20 protein-coding genes and 5 tRNA genes are annotated in these 16,100 nt (G+C 36.8%); 16 read left to right on the top strand and 9 right to left on the bottom strand.

Features of this window, described 5'->3' with window-relative positions; translation table 11 throughout:
* Nucleotides 1-243: 243 nt before the first annotated feature.
* From QZ176_RS00575 to QZ176_RS00595, 5 genes are all read right to left on the bottom strand, one after another.
* Nucleotides 244-331: transfer RNA gene (locus QZ176_RS00575), tRNA-Ser, on the bottom strand.
* Nucleotides 332-389: 58 nt separating this feature from the next.
* Complete coding sequence (locus tag QZ176_RS00580; protein ID WP_177387338.1) at nucleotides 390-545, bottom strand: hypothetical protein; 156 nt, start codon at nucleotides 543-545, stop codon at nucleotides 390-392.
* A 20-nt stretch (nucleotides 546-565) separates the two neighbouring features.
* A tRNA-Cys gene (locus tag QZ176_RS00585) sits at nucleotides 566-639 on the bottom strand.
* Nucleotides 640-655: 16 nt separating this feature from the next.
* Nucleotides 656-742, bottom strand: a tRNA-Leu gene (locus QZ176_RS00590).
* 27 nt (nucleotides 743-769) lie between these two features.
* Nucleotides 770-844 (bottom strand) — tRNA-Gly (locus QZ176_RS00595).
* Between the two features lie 135 nt (nucleotides 845-979).
* On the opposite strand from QZ176_RS00595, the gene QZ176_RS00600 reads away from it, so the two are divergent.
* From QZ176_RS00600 to QZ176_RS00610, 3 genes are all read left to right on the top strand, one after another.
* Nucleotides 980-1,055: transfer RNA gene (locus QZ176_RS00600), tRNA-Ala, on the top strand.
* Nucleotides 1,056-1,241: 186 nt separating this feature from the next.
* Nucleotides 1,242-2,486: a site-specific integrase gene (locus tag QZ176_RS00605; RefSeq protein WP_295150253.1), complete on the top strand. Its 1,245-nt coding sequence runs from the start codon at nucleotides 1,242-1,244 to the stop codon at nucleotides 2,484-2,486.
* 688 nt (nucleotides 2,487-3,174) lie between these two features.
* Complete coding sequence (locus QZ176_RS00610; protein ID WP_295150256.1) at nucleotides 3,175-3,609, top strand: hypothetical protein; 435 nt, start codon at nucleotides 3,175-3,177, stop codon at nucleotides 3,607-3,609.
* A gap of 176 nt (nucleotides 3,610-3,785) precedes the next feature.
* Here the strand turns inward: QZ176_RS00610 and QZ176_RS00615 are convergent, their stop codons facing one another.
* The 4 genes from QZ176_RS00615 to QZ176_RS00630 form a co-directional block, all read right to left on the bottom strand.
* Entirely contained in the window at nucleotides 3,786-4,979 is a 1,194-nt protein-coding gene (locus QZ176_RS00615) for a hypothetical protein (RefSeq protein ID WP_295150258.1), read from the bottom strand.
* The gene (locus QZ176_RS00620) at nucleotides 4,921-5,430 is read right to left on the bottom strand and encodes a relaxase/mobilization nuclease domain-containing protein (RefSeq protein WP_295150261.1); all 510 of its coding nucleotides are present in this window, start codon (nucleotides 5,428-5,430) and stop codon (nucleotides 4,921-4,923) included. Before QZ176_RS00620 ends, QZ176_RS00615 begins: the two co-directional genes overlap by 59 nt.
* Nucleotides 5,431-5,852: 422 nt before the next feature.
* Entirely contained in the window at nucleotides 5,853-6,677 is an 825-nt protein-coding gene (locus tag QZ176_RS00625) for an AAA family ATPase (protein WP_295150264.1), read from the bottom strand.
* A gap of 88 nt (nucleotides 6,678-6,765) precedes the next feature.
* Nucleotides 6,766-7,020: a helix-turn-helix domain-containing protein gene (locus tag QZ176_RS00630; protein WP_295150266.1), complete on the bottom strand. Its 255-nt coding sequence runs from the start codon at nucleotides 7,018-7,020 to the stop codon at nucleotides 6,766-6,768.
* Nucleotides 7,021-7,772: 752 nt separating this feature from the next.
* On the opposite strand from QZ176_RS00630, the gene QZ176_RS00635 reads away from it, so the two are divergent.
* From QZ176_RS00635 to QZ176_RS00695, 13 genes are all read left to right on the top strand, one after another.
* The gene (locus QZ176_RS00635) at nucleotides 7,773-7,922 is read left to right on the top strand and encodes a hypothetical protein (RefSeq protein WP_295150268.1); all 150 of its coding nucleotides are present in this window, start codon (nucleotides 7,773-7,775) and stop codon (nucleotides 7,920-7,922) included.
* Between the two features lie 103 nt (nucleotides 7,923-8,025).
* Nucleotides 8,026-8,370 (top strand): Imm40 family immunity protein, encoded by a 345-nt coding sequence (imm40, locus tag QZ176_RS00640; RefSeq protein WP_295150270.1) that lies wholly within the window; start codon nucleotides 8,026-8,028, stop codon nucleotides 8,368-8,370.
* Nucleotides 8,371-8,491: 121 nt separating this feature from the next.
* The gene (locus tag QZ176_RS00645; RefSeq protein ID WP_295150272.1) at nucleotides 8,492-8,881 is read left to right on the top strand and encodes a hypothetical protein; all 390 of its coding nucleotides are present in this window, start codon (nucleotides 8,492-8,494) and stop codon (nucleotides 8,879-8,881) included.
* 106 nt (nucleotides 8,882-8,987) lie between these two features.
* Nucleotides 8,988-9,728 (top strand): hypothetical protein, encoded by a 741-nt coding sequence (locus QZ176_RS00650; protein ID WP_295150274.1) that lies wholly within the window; start codon nucleotides 8,988-8,990, stop codon nucleotides 9,726-9,728.
* Nucleotides 9,729-9,751: 23 nt separating this feature from the next.
* Complete coding sequence (locus QZ176_RS00655; protein ID WP_295150277.1) at nucleotides 9,752-9,940, top strand: hypothetical protein; 189 nt, start codon at nucleotides 9,752-9,754, stop codon at nucleotides 9,938-9,940.
* A 48-nt stretch (nucleotides 9,941-9,988) separates the two neighbouring features.
* Nucleotides 9,989-10,165, top strand: a complete 177-nt coding sequence (locus tag QZ176_RS00660) for a hypothetical protein (RefSeq protein WP_295150280.1) — start codon at nucleotides 9,989-9,991, stop codon at nucleotides 10,163-10,165.
* A gap of 259 nt (nucleotides 10,166-10,424) precedes the next feature.
* The gene (locus tag QZ176_RS00665) at nucleotides 10,425-11,156 is read left to right on the top strand and encodes a hypothetical protein (protein WP_295150282.1); all 732 of its coding nucleotides are present in this window, start codon (nucleotides 10,425-10,427) and stop codon (nucleotides 11,154-11,156) included.
* Between the two features lie 48 nt (nucleotides 11,157-11,204).
* Nucleotides 11,205-11,681, top strand: coding sequence for a hypothetical protein (locus tag QZ176_RS00670; protein ID WP_295150285.1), 477 nt, complete (start codon nucleotides 11,205-11,207; stop codon nucleotides 11,679-11,681).
* Nucleotides 11,682-11,713: 32 nt separating this feature from the next.
* Entirely contained in the window at nucleotides 11,714-12,190 is a 477-nt protein-coding gene (locus QZ176_RS00675) for a hypothetical protein (protein ID WP_295150288.1), read from the top strand.
* 248 nt (nucleotides 12,191-12,438) lie between these two features.
* The gene (locus QZ176_RS00680) at nucleotides 12,439-12,864 is read left to right on the top strand and encodes a hypothetical protein (protein ID WP_295150291.1); all 426 of its coding nucleotides are present in this window, start codon (nucleotides 12,439-12,441) and stop codon (nucleotides 12,862-12,864) included.
* 339 nt (nucleotides 12,865-13,203) lie between these two features.
* Nucleotides 13,204-14,118: a DUF3137 domain-containing protein gene (locus QZ176_RS00685; RefSeq protein ID WP_295150294.1), complete on the top strand. Its 915-nt coding sequence runs from the start codon at nucleotides 13,204-13,206 to the stop codon at nucleotides 14,116-14,118.
* 98 nt (nucleotides 14,119-14,216) lie between these two features.
* On the top strand, nucleotides 14,217-14,915 hold the full coding sequence (locus tag QZ176_RS00690) for a response regulator (protein WP_295150297.1): 699 nt from the start codon (nucleotides 14,217-14,219) through the stop codon (nucleotides 14,913-14,915).
* Nucleotides 14,906-16,078, top strand: a complete 1,173-nt coding sequence (locus tag QZ176_RS00695) for a PAS domain-containing sensor histidine kinase (protein ID WP_295150300.1) — start codon at nucleotides 14,906-14,908, stop codon at nucleotides 16,076-16,078. Before QZ176_RS00690 ends, QZ176_RS00695 begins: the two co-directional genes overlap by 10 nt.
* Nucleotides 16,079-16,100: the final 22 nt, after the last annotated feature.

A 16,100-nucleotide genomic window follows, 5' to 3' on the forward strand; every position in this document is an offset into this window, starting at 1 on the left:
TAAATTTTACATCGCCATATTCTCATTACGCGCTGTTTTAACACGGATCGATCAAACAAGCCACTGACGCACGATCTTGGCATCTTCGCCGTATGCTATTCTGTTTCCCATCTATAAAGGCACCGCCGCAAACTGCCGTTTGCTGCAAGATAAAATTTTAGCCTAAAGAGCATTAAATGAAAATTAGTATAAATAAAATGTGAAATTTTTGAAGTTAAAATGGAATTTTGGATTAGATTAAAATGGCCGGGAGATAGGGATTCGAACCCCAGGAGGCTTTCACCTCAACGGTTTTCAAGACCGCCGCTTTCGACCGCTCAGCCATCTCCCGATTAAGGGCGGGTAGACCCCGCCGAAAGTTCGCGCAGATCAAGATCTACACGTGGAATTTATTCGGTTTTTTCTCCGACCCACTCGGCGCCGTTGTGAACCTTTTCTTTGGTCCATTGAGCCGCGTTGTGCGAATCCTCTTTTACGCCGTGCCAAGTATTAGAGCACCCGCTAAAAACCATCAATGCCAAAAGAGCCGCTAGTATGTATCTCATAATAACTCCTTTTTAGGATCTGGAGGCGACACCCGGATTCGAACCGGGGATCAAAGCTTTGCAGGCTCATGCCTTACCACTTGGCTATGTCGCCGCGCCGGCTTATTAGGTGGTGCCCGGAGCCGGATTTGAACCGGCACGGAAAAAATTCCGAGGGATTTTAAGTCCCTTGCGTCTACCGATTCCGCCATCCGGGCACGTTTAATACAAAACAGAATGTAAAATGGAGCGGGAAACGAGAGTCGAACTCGCGACATCAACCATGGCAAGGTTGCGCTCTACCACTGAGCTATTCCCGCGCAAAGAAATGAAATATTACCCAATGCAAGCTTAAAATTTCATTTTATAGCGGCTTTTGCGGAGAAAATTTTGGCGTAGCGCCGGAATTTAAAAATTTTGTAAGTAAAATAATGTAAAATTACAAAATCTTTATTGGGGTTATAGCTCAGCTGGGAGAGCGCTTGAATGGCATTCAAGAGGTCGGCGGTTCGATCCCGCTTAACTCCACCAACTACTTTTTCTATATCTTTCTAAATTATCCGTTTAATATCGTTAAAATCCCTATAAACAGGCTTTTGCTAACTCCTTTGGTATCTTTAAATATCCTTAGAACTCTAATGAAATTTTTAAAATTAGTGCAGTATAATAATGTAGTTTAAACTTATCAATGTAGTTTTTTTAAACCTAGGAGCAAAAATGGCTAATATTTCCAAGGCTAATTTACAAGACAAAGATATAAGAAATTTACAGCCTAAGGCTAGTCAATATCGTAAAGCCGTCGGCAACCCAAAAGAGCTTTACATTTGGGTAAATCCAAGTGGCATAAAGACGTTTTTTATCCTGCACAATGGTAAAACGCGTAAATTGGGCAAATTTAAACAAGGTGTTTACGGAGTAGAGCAAGCTAGAGAAGAAGCCTTAAAAATCTCAAAAAGACTAAAAAGCGGCGCTGATATAAGGTCCGATAAATACAAGCTCGGAACGCTGTTCGAACGATATATCAAGCGCAAACAAGCTAATTTATCGGTAGGCTATACAAAAAAAATCGTAGACCAAATGAAGACCTATATCTTACCGAAATTTGAGAATATCGACATCGCAACGATCAAATTTAGCGATTTGCTAGAAGTACTAGATCCGCTTTTTAATCCACACAATCCAAAACAATCGCGCCTCGAAACTATACACCGCATTATAAATCACCTTAATGCCATTTTCGAATTAGCCATAAATGATCGCCATATTGACTACAATCCATGCAAGGCACTACATGAAAAGTTCCCAACATCTAATAGATTCAGTATCAAAAACGGCATCGATACGAGATATGCCGCAATCATACACGAAGCCGATTTAAAAGAATTTTTGACGGATTTACGAGACGACGATAAAATGGACTTGCAAACCAAAAGAGCAGTAATGTTGCAAATACTATGCGCAAATAGACCGGGAAATACCGCAAGCGTCAAATGGGAGCATATAGACCTAGAAAATGGAATTTGGAATATACCTGCAACCCAAATGAAAATGCGGTATGCCCATAAAATAGCCCTATCAAAAGAAGCCTTGAAAATTTTAAATGAGCAAAAGCTATATTGCCCCATAAAAAGTGAATTCGTATTTCCTGCCGTTACGATAACGGGACACATTAGCAGAGACGGAATAGGCAAGGCGATACGCAATTTAGGCGGCAAAGGTAAATACCTAGACAAAGCTAGTGCGCATGGCTTTAGGGCGACCTTTAAAACTATTTGCACGCTAAATTTAGCACAGCTGGGCATTCTAGGCATAAGCAATAAAACGGTAGAAAACGCATTAGCTCATAAAGAACTAAATAACGTCCGGTTCGCTTACGAAAGACAAACCGCTACGATAGAGCACAATAGAATTCTTATGCAATGGTATTCCAATTACCTAAACAATATAGTTAAATTTATTTAAATAATATTTATATTAATAATGTATCATTAGTATTATTTTATATCCTGTTGTTTAATATTAAACACTTATGAAAGTATAAAGAATGAGAGAATAGTGTCTTTTTTTGAAAAAAGACCATTATGCAATCTCGATCGGTGAAAAACGAGCCAAGCTCGTTTTTTATTTTATCCAACTTGGGACGTTGCCCCAAACCCCTAAAAGGGAAAGGAAAATCCAATGCAAGCGGTAATATATCGACAAGAACGGCGTTGTGCTAAAATGAAAACAAATTATAAAAAGAGCAAGCTATGATATCGGTAACTTTTACGGGCGAAAGCATTCCACAAGCCATCAAAATTTTATAAGACACATATGAAACCTTGCAAAAGATAGACCCTAATTTCACGATGGAAATTGAGAAATATGAGGAATGCGGGGCAACGGAGGTGGATAAGATGGATATGAAAGAAAATCTAGCCCAAATGGAGCGCGGAGAGCTAAAATTTGAAGAGATTGATGCTTCTATAGAAAAAAATTGTTGCAAAAAAGGGAGTAAGCGAAAATAACGCCAAAGGAGCAACCCATGACCGATAAAATTCTTTATAGCTTAGAGCTATCCATAAAAAAGATAGATCAAATATTTGAAATATGTAAGCCCAAAGGTTTTACAGCAGCATTAGAAGACGAACTTCTTACAAAACCAGCGATGATGAGGCATATCGATATCATATATCTGCAATTAAAGAAGCTTGAAAAGGCACGAGAATACCGTATCCTGGATAAATTTGACCAAAAGGACCTAAAAGGGATAATGGACATCGGATATCAATCTTCCCACAATTATGATGAAATACGAAACGAGATTGTAGAAAAGGCGATACGTACAAATCTGCCTAGCCTCAAAGAAAATCTACAAAAAGTCATAAAAGAAACAAAGCAGGAGTTATATGGAGATTTACAAAAAAAGATTGATCGTTTCGTTAAGAAGCAGGATATTTTAACTCCGCAAGCCAAAAGCGATCTTAGAGCAGATATCCAAAAAGACTACGACAAATTACGAAAAAACGGACTTGAGCTTGACAAATCATATACAGACAAGTTAAAGGACATCATCAAAAGCAACTCAAACGAGAACGTAAAATAATTTACATTCAAATTTTTAAAAGGGTGGAGAAAATAAATCTCCCTCCCTTTCTAAATTTTAAACTTTTTTTATACTTCTTTTTACATAAATTTAAAGGATTTGATATTTTCGATTTTGCTATATTTTAATAAAACGTTATTTATCTTTTAAATATTTTATTATTTCTTAAATATAATCTACTCTCTACCACCACGCTCGTTTTTAAATTTATCTTTGTCCGCCAAGCGACTAGGCGTATAAGATTTTGAAATTTTAACACCCTTTTCAGCCAAGACGTCTTTATAAAGCCTCTTTTCGTTTTTGATTTTTACTAGACGATCGTCAGGCTTAATGCCCAGCACCAATACGCCTTTAAAATATTCTTTAAACAAAAAGCCGTCCTTATCGATTTTCTCGGTATTTAAAAGCCTTGTGCGTACAAATTCGAAGCGTTTTTGGCAAATATCCGCAATAAATTCCTTATTGCTTTTTAGCCTTTTTTCAAAGGAGGTAGCCTCTTCGCCGATTATGCCCGAGTGCTGCAAGACGTAAAGGTTTTTATCTAAAATTTCAAGCTTCGCGCTTAGTTTAAAAAGACTTTCGTTGCGCCCGAGCATACGAGTAATAAGCAAGCTATCCTCGAAATATTTTCTAGCCGCATCATCCGTGTGACCTCGATGAATAGCGATAGCGCGACGCACTTTTTTATAGTTTTGCCAGTCTGCCTTGCTCGCGCCTCTATTTTTAGGATAAATTTTATTATAATTGTAGCTAAAATTTTCAAGTAAATTTAGCCCTACGGAGCGGTCTTTATAATGAGCTAGCCGCATCTCGTTAAGCTGCGTAGCTTGACGAGAAATTTTATTTATCTTATCGATCTGGGCAAGCACAGCCTTACTTTTTTCTTTGATTGAGCGGTTACTCTCTTTTAGCTCACGTGCGAGCTTATACGCCCGCTTGTTTCGCTTTTTGGTATAGAGTAAAAAGAGCCGTAAGAGCTCCTCATTATCCTTTTTAAGCGCGGCAAGCTCGTTATTCATAGCTTCAATTCGCCCTGCCGTAGCGTCATAGCTTTGCTTATTTTTATCCTGCATTTTGCAGTAGTAATCGTTAATCTTATCCTTTGCCGTATAATCGTCCATTTCTAGCTTTATAGCAGATTTTATCTTGTTAAATTCTAGTTTCAAATCCTTTTGTAAGAAGTTTTTATTCTCGTATTTTAGCCCGCGAGCCCCAAGAGAGTAAGCAAAATTCGTCCGCACATCGTCAAAAAACTCCCTGATTTCGCTTTTGCTATTAAAGTGGATTTTTTTATTGGTAAAGCTATTTCGTTTATTTAAAAACCACATGCACGTGCGGATTATTTTGATGAGTGTGTAGTACGAAAGCATACTTGTGTCCGCTAAAATTTAACCCTAGCACGTTATGCACGCTTTCTTTTAAAGCCCTCAATTTTTTCTGATCGTCGCAAGGCTCGTTAATGGAAAAAATCAAATGCCATGCGTCCTTCGAGTTCGGATTATCGCCGAAGTCCTTGACCCATTCTTTTAAAATTTCATCGCTGCCTACTCTCTCCCCTTTTTCATTGATAGCCGAGCCGTCAAGAGAGTTTTTAAGAGCGTAGTCAATGCAGCGCTTGATAGAAGTTTTAGGTAAATTTGAAATCATCTTTACGACGGATTGTTTGGCGAAGTTATTTTTAGGAAAAGGAATATGCGAGCGAGAAAATCCCGCGCCACTTCCAAAGGAAACATATTTATGCTCTGATTTTGCCGTGCGGGTATAGCCTGCCCTAATACTTTTTAACTCTTCAAAAAACGCATCCCAATCACGTCTCGCCAAATTTTTTCCCTTTTAAATTTAAAAAAGCTTTCATAACTTTTAAATATATTTGCAAAAGATGTTAGTGTAAGTAGCTTTAAGAAAAGATAATGCGAGAAAACAGGCAGGATAACCCTCTTTGTATATCACTTTTTTAAGTTTAGCCCATTTTATAGCGATAAAACGCCTAAAAATGGGGAAACTAAACTTAAAAAAGCTGTGATTTTCGGTAATTTTACAATTACCGAAAATAAAATAAAACGCAGAGCATTTTATTTTTGAGAAAGAGCGAGTAGGTTTTAAAAAATAACGACAAAAGCCGGGCAAAAATTTCCTTTCCCTTTTTAAAGAACCGAAAAAAAGGGGGGGGGATTATTTTACAAAATAGAAAAATTTTTTTGATTTTTGTCTTTTGAAATTTTAAAACATATTTCATCAAAGCTTTAGAGTAACTTCCAAAGAGAATTTTTACCGACTATTTCGTAGGCTCTATCGTTTGCAAGAGCCGTTAATTTTTTAGCCAAATTGCTTTGATTTATATTTTTGTATAAATTTATTATTTCGCATACGAGTTCAAGTGTAATTTTTTCTTTATCGCAAAGCGTATGCAACCTGACGCTTTTCTCGTCGAGTATTTTTAAATCAAGCTCGGAAGTTTGAAGTAAAAACCCAGTAGTTTTCGTCTCATCGCGACACTTTTGCGGCTCCAAACAAAGAATAAATTTACCTTTCTTTTTTACGCCACTTAAAAAATATGCTTCATCTACGCTATCGGCAAATGCCGTAGAGCCTTTATAGGCTTTATTATTTTCGCCGTCTATTTGCTTTGGCTGATGGTGCAAAAATATAATTGTAGCTCCTTTATTTCTCATCTCTTGCAAGTCATTTAGGTAGCTCATTACTTGACTATCAGAGATTAAATTGACGCGACTCATAAAGTTGCGAATACTATCGATCACGATAATTTTGCCGTTTAAATCGTAATTTTTTAGCTTGTTAAACAGATCAAAATCCCTTACTCCATTCGTTGCGTAAAGTTCAAATTTTGGATTGGCAACCAAAAGCCCCACGTTGCGATTTTTAAGCGTCGTCAAACCATTATTGGCATCAAGGTAAAGGATTTTATCGAATTTATTATCGCAAGCCTTTAAAAGCAAATTACAAAGGCTATATGCAAACCAACTTTTACCGCTACCTGCTGATGCATAAACCATCACAAGGCTATTTTTATATAAGAAATTCGGCACAAGCCATTCTTGATTAACCATTTCTAGCTCCTTGACGTTAATTTTAATCGCGCTTTTAGCCAAATTCGATATAATAAAGTTGAATCTTTTAGAGGGGCTTTGCCCCCTATTATTCTTCATCATTTCTCTCCCCTTTTTGCAAACCGCTTTTTTCGTTTTCTTTAGCTCTTATCCATGCTTCAATAGAGCTTTTTCTATAAATTACCCTAGCTCCGAGTTTAATAAAAGGCAAAGGATTTAAATCATTTGCGAAGCAACCTTGCCTAGCTCTCATTTTAGCTTGCGTAGGGATACTGAGCCCCAGCACTCTTTTAAGTTGGGTAGGCGTATAAAACTCATCATGCTCAATGTCTGTGATATACATAACAAAATGCTCCTCTAAAAAATAGATTTTTGATATTTTTGAATATCAAATGCAGTAATCTTAACTCTACAAAGCTGTCCTTTAGCTGTTGCAAAAAATCAAATCCTCTTTTATAAAAAATAACTTAATTTAAAATATTAATTATTTTTCTTAAGAAATTATCCTAAAAAATATAAAACTTAAGCACCCCCTTTCAAGTATCGATATAATCGGCATTTGAAAGGTATTATTAACTTTTCTATATACACTTTCGTAAAAAATGTAAAAAATAGGTAAAATTTGCTTTACATAACGCCCAATTTTAGGGAGCCTATTCAACTTTTTAAGCACGTTAAAAAATGCTAAAAAATACTAAAAAGTTTAAAAAATACTACCACATCGGCATTTGAGATGTATCCATTTACTATATATTTAGCTTTTTTACTTTAAGGTTACAAAGTTACTTAATTATGTAGTTTTAATATTGTAGTTTAGTAAAAAATGTTTTTCAAATACCGATATTATCGATATATTAGCTATTGTAAAGTGGTGAGCTTAACCACCATTTAAGTTATTTTAAAGCTTTAATCACTTCTTTTAAATCTCTTTTGCTTCTTTTAAATACCGATATTTATGGCTTTTAGTAATTTTGATTATTTTTGTTTCTTCTTATGTTATAATTGTTTTAGAATAATTCAGTTGTTTATTAGGTTAGTTAAAAACCTATTAGGTCGGTTTTACAGAAAGAGCGATAAATATCGTCCAAAAGCCCTTTGGCGCATATATCGCACAAAAAACCAAAAAACGGCATAAGCGAGAGCTATATCGCAAAAATCATTAAGATGAACGAAAAATATATACCTCCATCTTTTGACGAGCGCGATATAAATACGATAAAGTATAGTGATATTTTAGAATTTTGAACCAAAATAATCCGAGTTCTAGTCGTCTCGAAACGCTTCATCGCCTAATAAACGATATAGAAAAGTCTTTGCAATAAATGAAATTTGAAATAAAGGAGAGATTGTGTCATTTATAGATGAAGATTACGTAAATATCGTACCGCAGGATCTACTAGAGCGCGGTATACGTTTAAGGGAAGAGTACGGATTTTATGATATTGCTTGGAGATTCGACGATGTAATGGAAGTGCTTAAAATCGCAAAAAGCAAAGATATGGTTATCCTCGGAGGAGACGTATATCGCCTAAACGGTAATGAGCCCATAATCACATATGACAACTGGTGTACCGAAGAGGAAGATGACAATGCATTCGAAGTGGCGATCGAATATATCACTAATTATCGCGCCAGAAACGGAGATGATTTTGCATACAGCCCAACTATTTGTCCTGGGCGGGTGTCCAAATGAAAATTTTAACTTCCAATGCAGAATATGCTGGTTTTGCTCATATTCTGATAAATATAAAATGTGTGTCAAACTAAATGACAATATGTGCGTAGATGGGATATAAAAGATTTTAGGAGTAGCTTTGAAAGGCAACAAAGTAGTTTTAATACTATCGATCGAAAGCGATAGGGATCTATCCGAAACAATAAGCAGCAACGGCATATCTGCAACAAAAGTCTGGCAAAAAGGAGATTTGAAACTAAAAGGTTCTATTTTAAAATACAGAAATTTTGGCTTTAGCATAGAGGAAAAATTTTATGATATACCTTTTGCGGGAGATCTAATTAGAAAATTTTTAGCAGATATAAATGTCGCGAGGAGTATAAAATTACAAAGCGTGAAAAAGCTGCTAAGAGTCGTAGTTTACAGTTATAATAGCTTGCCCGGTCTATATTATAATGCAAATTTACTGAAACTATTAGCAGATAATAATGTGGATTTGGACAACGACATATACTGCCTAGATGGATAAATTTGAATCTTGAGCGAGACGTATTTATCGATGAAATTCTTGGACTTTGATTGGATAAAAGGCGACAAACCGTCCTTGGAATTTCATATAAGGATAATTTAAAACCATGAAACCGGTAAGAATTGTAATGACGATATTTTTTATTATCCTATCGTCTTTAAATTTTCATAAACTATTAGCGGAAGGCGGTTATCGCGGAGGCAAAGTCTATGTCGTAGCCACAACCCAATCCGTCATTATGCAACTACTGCTTATCATAGGATTGATCCTGTATTTGATATATCTGATAAGAGTAAAAGAGTATTATAAGCCAAGCTCAAATTTTACGCTTTCTAAAAAGGAGGACAAAATGAACTTATCGAATAGAATAAAAGCGCTAAAGGCGCGGCTTAAACTGCAAAAGCCGGAAATTATAACAAATCCTGTACAAAAGGATGAGCTTGTCGAGCAAGATTTGTGCGGTAAAGATCTGTGTGATTTAGACCATAGCACGATCAAACTTTTATCGGGAGATTTGCAGGTTTTCAATGACTATACTTTTAGGTATTATATCCTGGATTTTATTGATTTTTACGAGCGCTTCGGCGATGAAGCGATTATAGAAGATATGTTTATTCAAGCATTTGCACCGCCTATGCGGCGGGCGCGAGCGAAACAATTTAGCAGAGATGAGGTAAAAATAATCATAGATTTTTTGCAAAAACACTATGAAAATATTGCGAGAATTACGCATTCCAAGAAATATAAAAAGTTAAAGCCCTACGAACAAGAAGAAATTTATATACCATTCAAACATTTTGAAAAAGAGATAAAAAGCGCTATAAAATTTTGGAGAAAAGTATTATGATGGAATTTTATAAGGATTGGCAAATGCGCTTAATAGAGACTGATTTGGGCAAATATGAGGAATATATCTATTTCTTTATAGAGAAAAACAGGGCGTATTTTAACGCCTACCAAGAACAGATATTTCCAGAAGACGAATATAAGATAATTAGCAAATACTTTGGGAATGAAACGCTAGAATACGCCGTCGCTTGGATGAAATTTGGCGAATAGCTAGGTCGAGTTTTATTAAAGTCATATTTTAAAACAATAAGGAGCTGTATGCCTAAACATGAATTTTTACTCAAAAAGACAAAAGAAAATATTTTCTCTAAAGAGCATTGCGTAGTAATTAGCGATGATCTGATACTTCATATTTCGTACTCTCTTGAGTGGGTACAAACCACATGGAACGATGAGGCAAATTTAAAAAAAAGGTCTAAATTACTATGGCTATAGCTGGATAGAGGATAAAGCTAAATTTAGAGATATAATATGCTCTTGGAGGTCGCTTTTCTTGAGCGCAGATGAGCAGATTGTTTTTGATAAAAACTGCGCGCTAAATAAATCCTCGGTCATCGAGCAATTAGACGGCCTATTAGAACTAATCGATTCGGCAATTAAAAACGATTTATATATTTTGCATTTAGGAATTTAGCGAGTGTGCCGCGATTTAATAATAAAACAGAAGAAAGATTATGAAAAGAAATTATAAAAGATGATACCCGTAAGAGGTAGAAGAAAATTTTCGATTAATAATTTTAGAGAAAATTTCGCGGAGGGCGATATATTGCAGATCGGTCAAAGGCGGTTTTTATTTTGTAGCTGGAATAACCTGCTGCGTATAAACAGCGATAATTCGGGGGAGTTTATAGTATTGCCACCCGAAGCTAATGCGAAAAATAATAATAGTTTGATTTCTAAAAAGTGGGTATTGGAGAATTTAGATTTTGTATGTGATACCGAGTCGCCCAGAAATATAAGCATATTTTCTTATTACGATAGTTTTTTAGCCGAATACAAAAGGATAAATGATAAAATTCCTGCAAAATTTACTTATAAATTTTTAGAATTCAAAGACGATCTAAAAAATGGAGATATTATAGAATGTCACAAGGCTTTTCGTCCATATGATCGAAAGATAAAATTTATCGTCGCAACCGATACGGAAGGATGCCCGAGGCTACCCTATCTGGAGGGGTTTTATTCCGGTATGTTTGCGCCTATTGGCTATAGCGATAAAATGCGCTCGAATAAAGGACGGGAATATGCGATAAGCTCAAGTTGGCTAATTAAGAACTGGGAAGCCGCCTTTGTCGGTAATTGCGATATAAGGCACACCTACGTAAATTTACAAAACCGAAAAGAAATTTTAAATTTTACCGATAAGCAACTGGAAAATTTTATAAAAATGAAGCGAAAGAGGTTTAAATTTAAATGGAAAAAGTAGATAGGGATTTTAAATCACGCAGCGAAAGGTTTTTAAAAGGCGACAGCAATGATAAAAAGCATTATAGATCCAACTAATTTCGATATAGAATTTAGAAAAATAAGTAGAAATAAAAGAGGCGTAGCCAGATCAAGAATAGATTTTGAAAATATCGATGTCGAGGCTAAAATAAGGCTAGTTATGTTTTTAATTTCAAAAGCAAGCCACTTAGATAGCGTAGTTTATAAAATTCTTTTTTGGGAAAGAGATGAGAAAATAGAGGAGTATCTTCTTAAAAATATGAAGGGGCAATACACAAAAGCTAAGCCTTATAAAAACGGCGCCAGAGCGGGCGTTATCTTTGTAAAAGAAAAGACGCTTGAGCCAAATTTTTTGAGATCCATACTGCTGCGCCATTTTAATTTTGAGCTGGTAAAAGAGCCCTCTTTGAACATTAGAGTTCAGTTAGCCGTAAACAATAAAGAGAAATTTTCGATTTTATTTGATATATACGATGACCGAGGCTGCTATGTGTATTACTTTTAAAATTTTAAATGAAAATATTTAAGGAAAGAGATATGGCAATTTGGCAATGTGAGTTTTTTATTCTACCTAAAAGCGATACATACGATCTGCAATACGACCGGCAATATGGCAATATAAAGCTCTTTGAAGACGATAAATATTGGAAAAAAGCAAAGATCAAAAAAGAGATATTTTCTGAAATTTCGCACCTATTAAAGCCCGAAAAATCTTGGTCTAACGAAATAGATCAATACGGAAGCGAAAACGGCAACCGCTTAGAGGTACTTTTTGATGCTAATAATATAATAGAGTCCGTTACGTTTCGTATCGATTTTAGATCCGAGTATGAAGCAGTATTAAGGGGCATAATATCATTGTGTGAGAAAAACGGTTTTTGCATTATAGACGGTAGTTTAAAGAATTTAAAATTATCCTTCAATGCTATAAAAGAGACAATCAATAAATCCAAAAACAAAGAATTTTTTACAGAACTTGTTAGAAATAGTATAATAGGCGATAAAGACGGGTAGCCCATCATAGAAGCCGTAGATAATTTCAAATTTAAGGACGATTAAAAATGATTGTAAAATGTATAAAAGAGGATAGGCATGGGCATCTAGGATTAAATAGAACCTATTTTGTTTATGGCGTTCAATATATAAGTGGGGAGATGCATTATTGTATATTACCGTATGAAGGAATTTGGTATTGGAGTCAATTTAGTACTAAATATTTTCAAGTAATCGATGAGACGGTGCCTACGAATTGGAAATTTGGAATGTATGGGGAATATTTTAGATGTTTTACCGCGTCTTACGAAGAGGCCGCAACCGATGAAGATCATTATGGAGGGCTTGTCGACAGCGATCCAATAGAGAAAAAAATTTTTCAGAAGAGAAGAGCCGAGATGATCGATGACGTATATAATACCCATATCATCAAAGATCTTAACCGTTTCATATATGATCTAAGCCCTAATCTATCGGTACAGATGAATATTGCAAATAAAGTACTGGATATAGAGATATCTGACGTAAATGCTGAGGCCAAACATCGTAAAATGAATATTTTAAAGGATGACGGATATAGCTGGTATTTGATAGAATCGGACGCGAGCACCTTTAAAGCCAACGCTACTAATGATTATTTAAGACCCGTATTAAAGTATCTTAAATTGTGGCTAGGCAGAAAGAATTTTAGATAACCGGGCAGAAAGATTTAATATGGCGAGTGCGACCGATAAAGAAATTTTTATAAAAATTTTGAATGAAGATATCGATGTATGACGCCCGGTAAAGGCCGTTCAAATCACGCAATATATTTTTAAAATTACCGATACGACGAATTTTGAATCCGAACTGGATGAAATTTTAGAATTCAAATGCGGAGATATCGTTAAGTGTAAGGAAAAAGACGGCGATTTCTATGCTTTTGAGCTATTATGAAAAACCCGCCTTATAAATAGCAACGCGCTTATCATATGGCTTGATTTAATCCCATTTTTCGCTATAATGAGCGTCAAATTTCACTCACGGGGATAGCGATGAGCCTTGTTTCTTACGAATTAAAAAAGCAAAAACTAGATGGAGCGCGCAATGTGGCGCTTTGGAAGGCGCGTGGCAGCGTGGCGGCAGTAGTACTGGCGCTATTTATCGCTATGCGCAAGGATTTCGGAGATTTCTCGTTCCTATTTTTATTAGTGTTGCTGGCTCTTGCTTATCCTGCTTACAAATACCTAGCCGTGCGTATTTCGCGTAAATTTGAAGCGCTCAGTGAAGAGGCCTTCAAAAACGAATTTTTGCTTTGGATCGCAAAGGAGCTGCGTCTTACCTTTCAGCCTTTTGGCGCGTTTTTACTCGATGAAATTTACAAAAATCCGCTCCGTAAAGAGGCAAATCTATGCACTTGCAAGCACGCGATAGTGGGCAAGACGCCCGAATTTGGTATAAAAATCGGCGACATCTGCCTAAGCCGCGATTTCGATAAAAACAGAGAAAATCGGGTATTTGAGCTGGATAAAATTTTGCATCTTAAAAAAAAGGACGATACTGCGATTTTCGACGGACTTTTTGCAAAATTCGATTTTAGCGAGACTTTCGATAGTAAAATTTTAGTTGTGCCGCGCGGAGAATTTATATTCGGCGCATCGGATCTGAAGCTGCTCAAAGACAGCCCGCACCTAAGCGCGTCGTTTGACGTATATCTAAACAACCCCGCCGCCGCCGCATTTTTGCAAAACAAAAAAATTTTAGAAAATATGCAGACGATCACTCTAAATTTGTTCGGTAAAACCGAGCTTTATCTGGGCGAAAACAGCCTCGTAATCGGCGTTGAAAATAGCGAAATTTTCAAATCTGCGCCGAGCTCACAAAGCGCAAAACTGCTCGAAAGTCTAAACAAAATGATCGAGATCGCTAAAATTTTTGCATATCTCAAAAAGCTCGGGCAGGTAGAATAGAAACATTTTGATTTAAAATTTAAAGCTCAAAGCGCGATCGCAGCGGGCAGAATAAAATTTACGATAACGGATAAATTTAAAGAGAAGGGGGCTGTATTATGGATATAAACGAAATACAAGCTCAAACTCGCAGTATGCGCGCCCTATATGTCGAGGACGATAATGAGGTAAGGCAGCAGACTGCAAAAATTTTAAAACTATTCTTTCATCAAGTTATCGACTGCGGCGACGCTCAGGAAGGTATCGAGAAATTTAAAGCAAGCAAAGCGGGTATTGTTTTTACCGATATCAATATGCCGGGCATTAACGGGCTTGAAATGATAGAGCAGATCAAACAGATCGATCCTTTGGTAAAAACGGTCATCTTTTCAGCCCATGACGAGTCTAAATTTTTTACCAAAGCGATATCCATCGGCGTGGACGGCTATATTTTAAAGCCTTTTACGACAGAGGATCTACTAAGCGTGCTTGAAAAAATCACGCAGAGCATCGAAACGAAACCAGGAAAATTTATTTATCTAAGCGGCGATTTCGTGTGGGACAAGCAGAGTTTAACTCTATGCAAGGCGGGCGAAATTATCAAACTAACCAAAAACGAAACCTCTTTGTTGCAGCTACTTCTAAGCTCTAGCGGACGGATCGCAAGCGGCCCTGAGATAGAAAACGAGCTGTTCGAGGATTGTGACGAGTATGACGATAAACGGGTAAGAAATATCATATCCAGATTTCACCGAAAAATCGGCTATAAGCTGATAGAAAATATCTACTCACAAGGATACAGGATAAAATGGCGATAGTAGACATCAAGAAAAATCATCAGAGATTTGAGACGATATTTTCAAATTCCGGCGTCGGCATATTCATCGTGGACAAGAAAAGAAATATTATGGAGTGCAACGAGACCTTTTGTAAAATTTTCGGCTACGAATACGACGAGATCATCGGTAAATCCGCGCAAACCATACATCTAAGCGAAGAAAAATACTTGCATTTCGCAGACATCGCCTTTAATAAAGTAAGAAAAAATGAGGCCCTGCAGCTAAACTACGAGCTAAGGCACAAAAGCGGCAAAGGGCTGTGGATTAGAATTTCGGGCGATTCCATATCGGGAAACGACGAGGTGCTTTGGATAGTGGTGGATATCACCAAAAGAGTGATGGCGGAGAAGAAATTAAAACAAAGCAGGCTGAAGGTCAAGCGGCTAAATTTAACTCTCAACCACGAGATCGAGGAGCAGTTAAAGCTCATAAGGCGCCAAGACGAGCAGCTGCAGTATCAATCAAGGCTTGCTCAGATGGGCGAAATTTTAAATATGATAGCGCATCAATGGAGGCAGCCGCTATCCGCTATCTCGGCTACGGCTTCGTATCTGAGCGCCGGCTGCTTGATGGCGGACAAATTTGATAAAACGGCTCTTTTGGAGGAGCTAGGTAAGATCGAGCAGTATTCCAAGCACCTATCCGAAACGATTGATGAGTTTAGAAATTTCTTTAAGCCCGCCAAGATTAAGGAGGTTACGAGCCTGGAGGAGCTTTGCAATATGGCGATAAATATCGCAAAAGCGATACTGCAAAATCAGAAGATTAAAATTTACGCGAAATACGGCTGCAACCAGACTCTGCTCACATATAAAAACGAGGTTTCGCAGGTTATCTTAAACATCATAAAAAACGCGCAGGACGCCTTTTTGGAAAGAAATATCGACGACGGCGTTATCGAAATTTCAACCTACATCGAAAAATCTTATCTTTGCTTAAGCGTAAAAGACAATGCAGGCGGCATCAAAAAGGAGATCGCGGATAAAATTTTCGATCTGTATTTTTCTACCAAAGCTAGCAAAAACGGCACCGGCATCGGGCTATATATGTCAAAGATCATCATCGAAGATCACTGCAAGGGCTCGCTCGTCGTAGAGAGCCTAAAAGGCGGTTCAAATTTCATAATCAAGCTTCCAAAATGAAGCTTTTCTGAGACAATTTAAA

It is taken from the genome of uncultured Campylobacter sp. (genome assembly GCF_905373215.1).
In the GTDB taxonomy this organism is placed as follows: domain Bacteria; phylum Campylobacterota; class Campylobacteria; order Campylobacterales; family Campylobacteraceae; genus Campylobacter_B.

Excerpts from the sequence above, each read along its gene's own strand:
- QZ176_RS00650 (WP_295150274.1), top strand. The coding sequence starts at position 8,988 with ATGAAACCGGTAAGAATTGTAATGACGATATTTTTTATTATCCTATCG.
- QZ176_RS00675 (WP_295150288.1), top strand. The coding sequence starts at position 11,714 with ATGGCAATTTGGCAATGTGAGTTTTTTATTCTACCTAAAAGCGATACA.
- QZ176_RS00695 (WP_295150300.1), top strand. The coding sequence starts at position 14,906 with ATGGCGATAGTAGACATCAAGAAAAATCATCAGAGATTTGAGACGATA.
- QZ176_RS00605 (WP_295150253.1), top strand. The coding sequence starts at position 1,242 with ATGGCTAATATTTCCAAGGCTAATTTACAAGACAAAGATATAAGAAAT.
- QZ176_RS00685 (WP_295150294.1), top strand. The coding sequence starts at position 13,204 with ATGAGCCTTGTTTCTTACGAATTAAAAAAGCAAAAACTAGATGGAGCG.
- QZ176_RS00625 (WP_295150264.1), bottom strand. The coding sequence starts at position 6,677 with ATGGTTAATCAAGAATGGCTTGTGCCGAATTTCTTATATAAAAATAGC.
- QZ176_RS00665 (WP_295150282.1), top strand. The coding sequence starts at position 10,425 with ATGATACCCGTAAGAGGTAGAAGAAAATTTTCGATTAATAATTTTAGA.
- QZ176_RS00680 (WP_295150291.1), top strand. The coding sequence starts at position 12,439 with ATGTATGGGGAATATTTTAGATGTTTTACCGCGTCTTACGAAGAGGCC.
- QZ176_RS00655 (WP_295150277.1), top strand. The coding sequence starts at position 9,752 with ATGCGCTTAATAGAGACTGATTTGGGCAAATATGAGGAATATATCTAT.
- QZ176_RS00610 (WP_295150256.1), top strand. The coding sequence starts at position 3,175 with ATGAGGCATATCGATATCATATATCTGCAATTAAAGAAGCTTGAAAAG.
- QZ176_RS00670 (WP_295150285.1), top strand. The coding sequence starts at position 11,205 with ATGATAAAAAGCATTATAGATCCAACTAATTTCGATATAGAATTTAGA.
- QZ176_RS00580 (WP_177387338.1), bottom strand. The coding sequence starts at position 545 with ATGAGATACATACTAGCGGCTCTTTTGGCATTGATGGTTTTTAGCGGG.
- QZ176_RS00660 (WP_295150280.1), top strand. The coding sequence starts at position 9,989 with ATGCCTAAACATGAATTTTTACTCAAAAAGACAAAAGAAAATATTTTC.
- QZ176_RS00615 (WP_295150258.1), bottom strand. The coding sequence starts at position 4,979 with ATGCTTTCGTACTACACACTCATCAAAATAATCCGCACGTGCATGTGG.
- QZ176_RS00690 (WP_295150297.1), top strand. The coding sequence starts at position 14,217 with ATGGATATAAACGAAATACAAGCTCAAACTCGCAGTATGCGCGCCCTA.
- QZ176_RS00630 (WP_295150266.1), bottom strand. The coding sequence starts at position 7,020 with ATGTATATCACAGACATTGAGCATGATGAGTTTTATACGCCTACCCAA.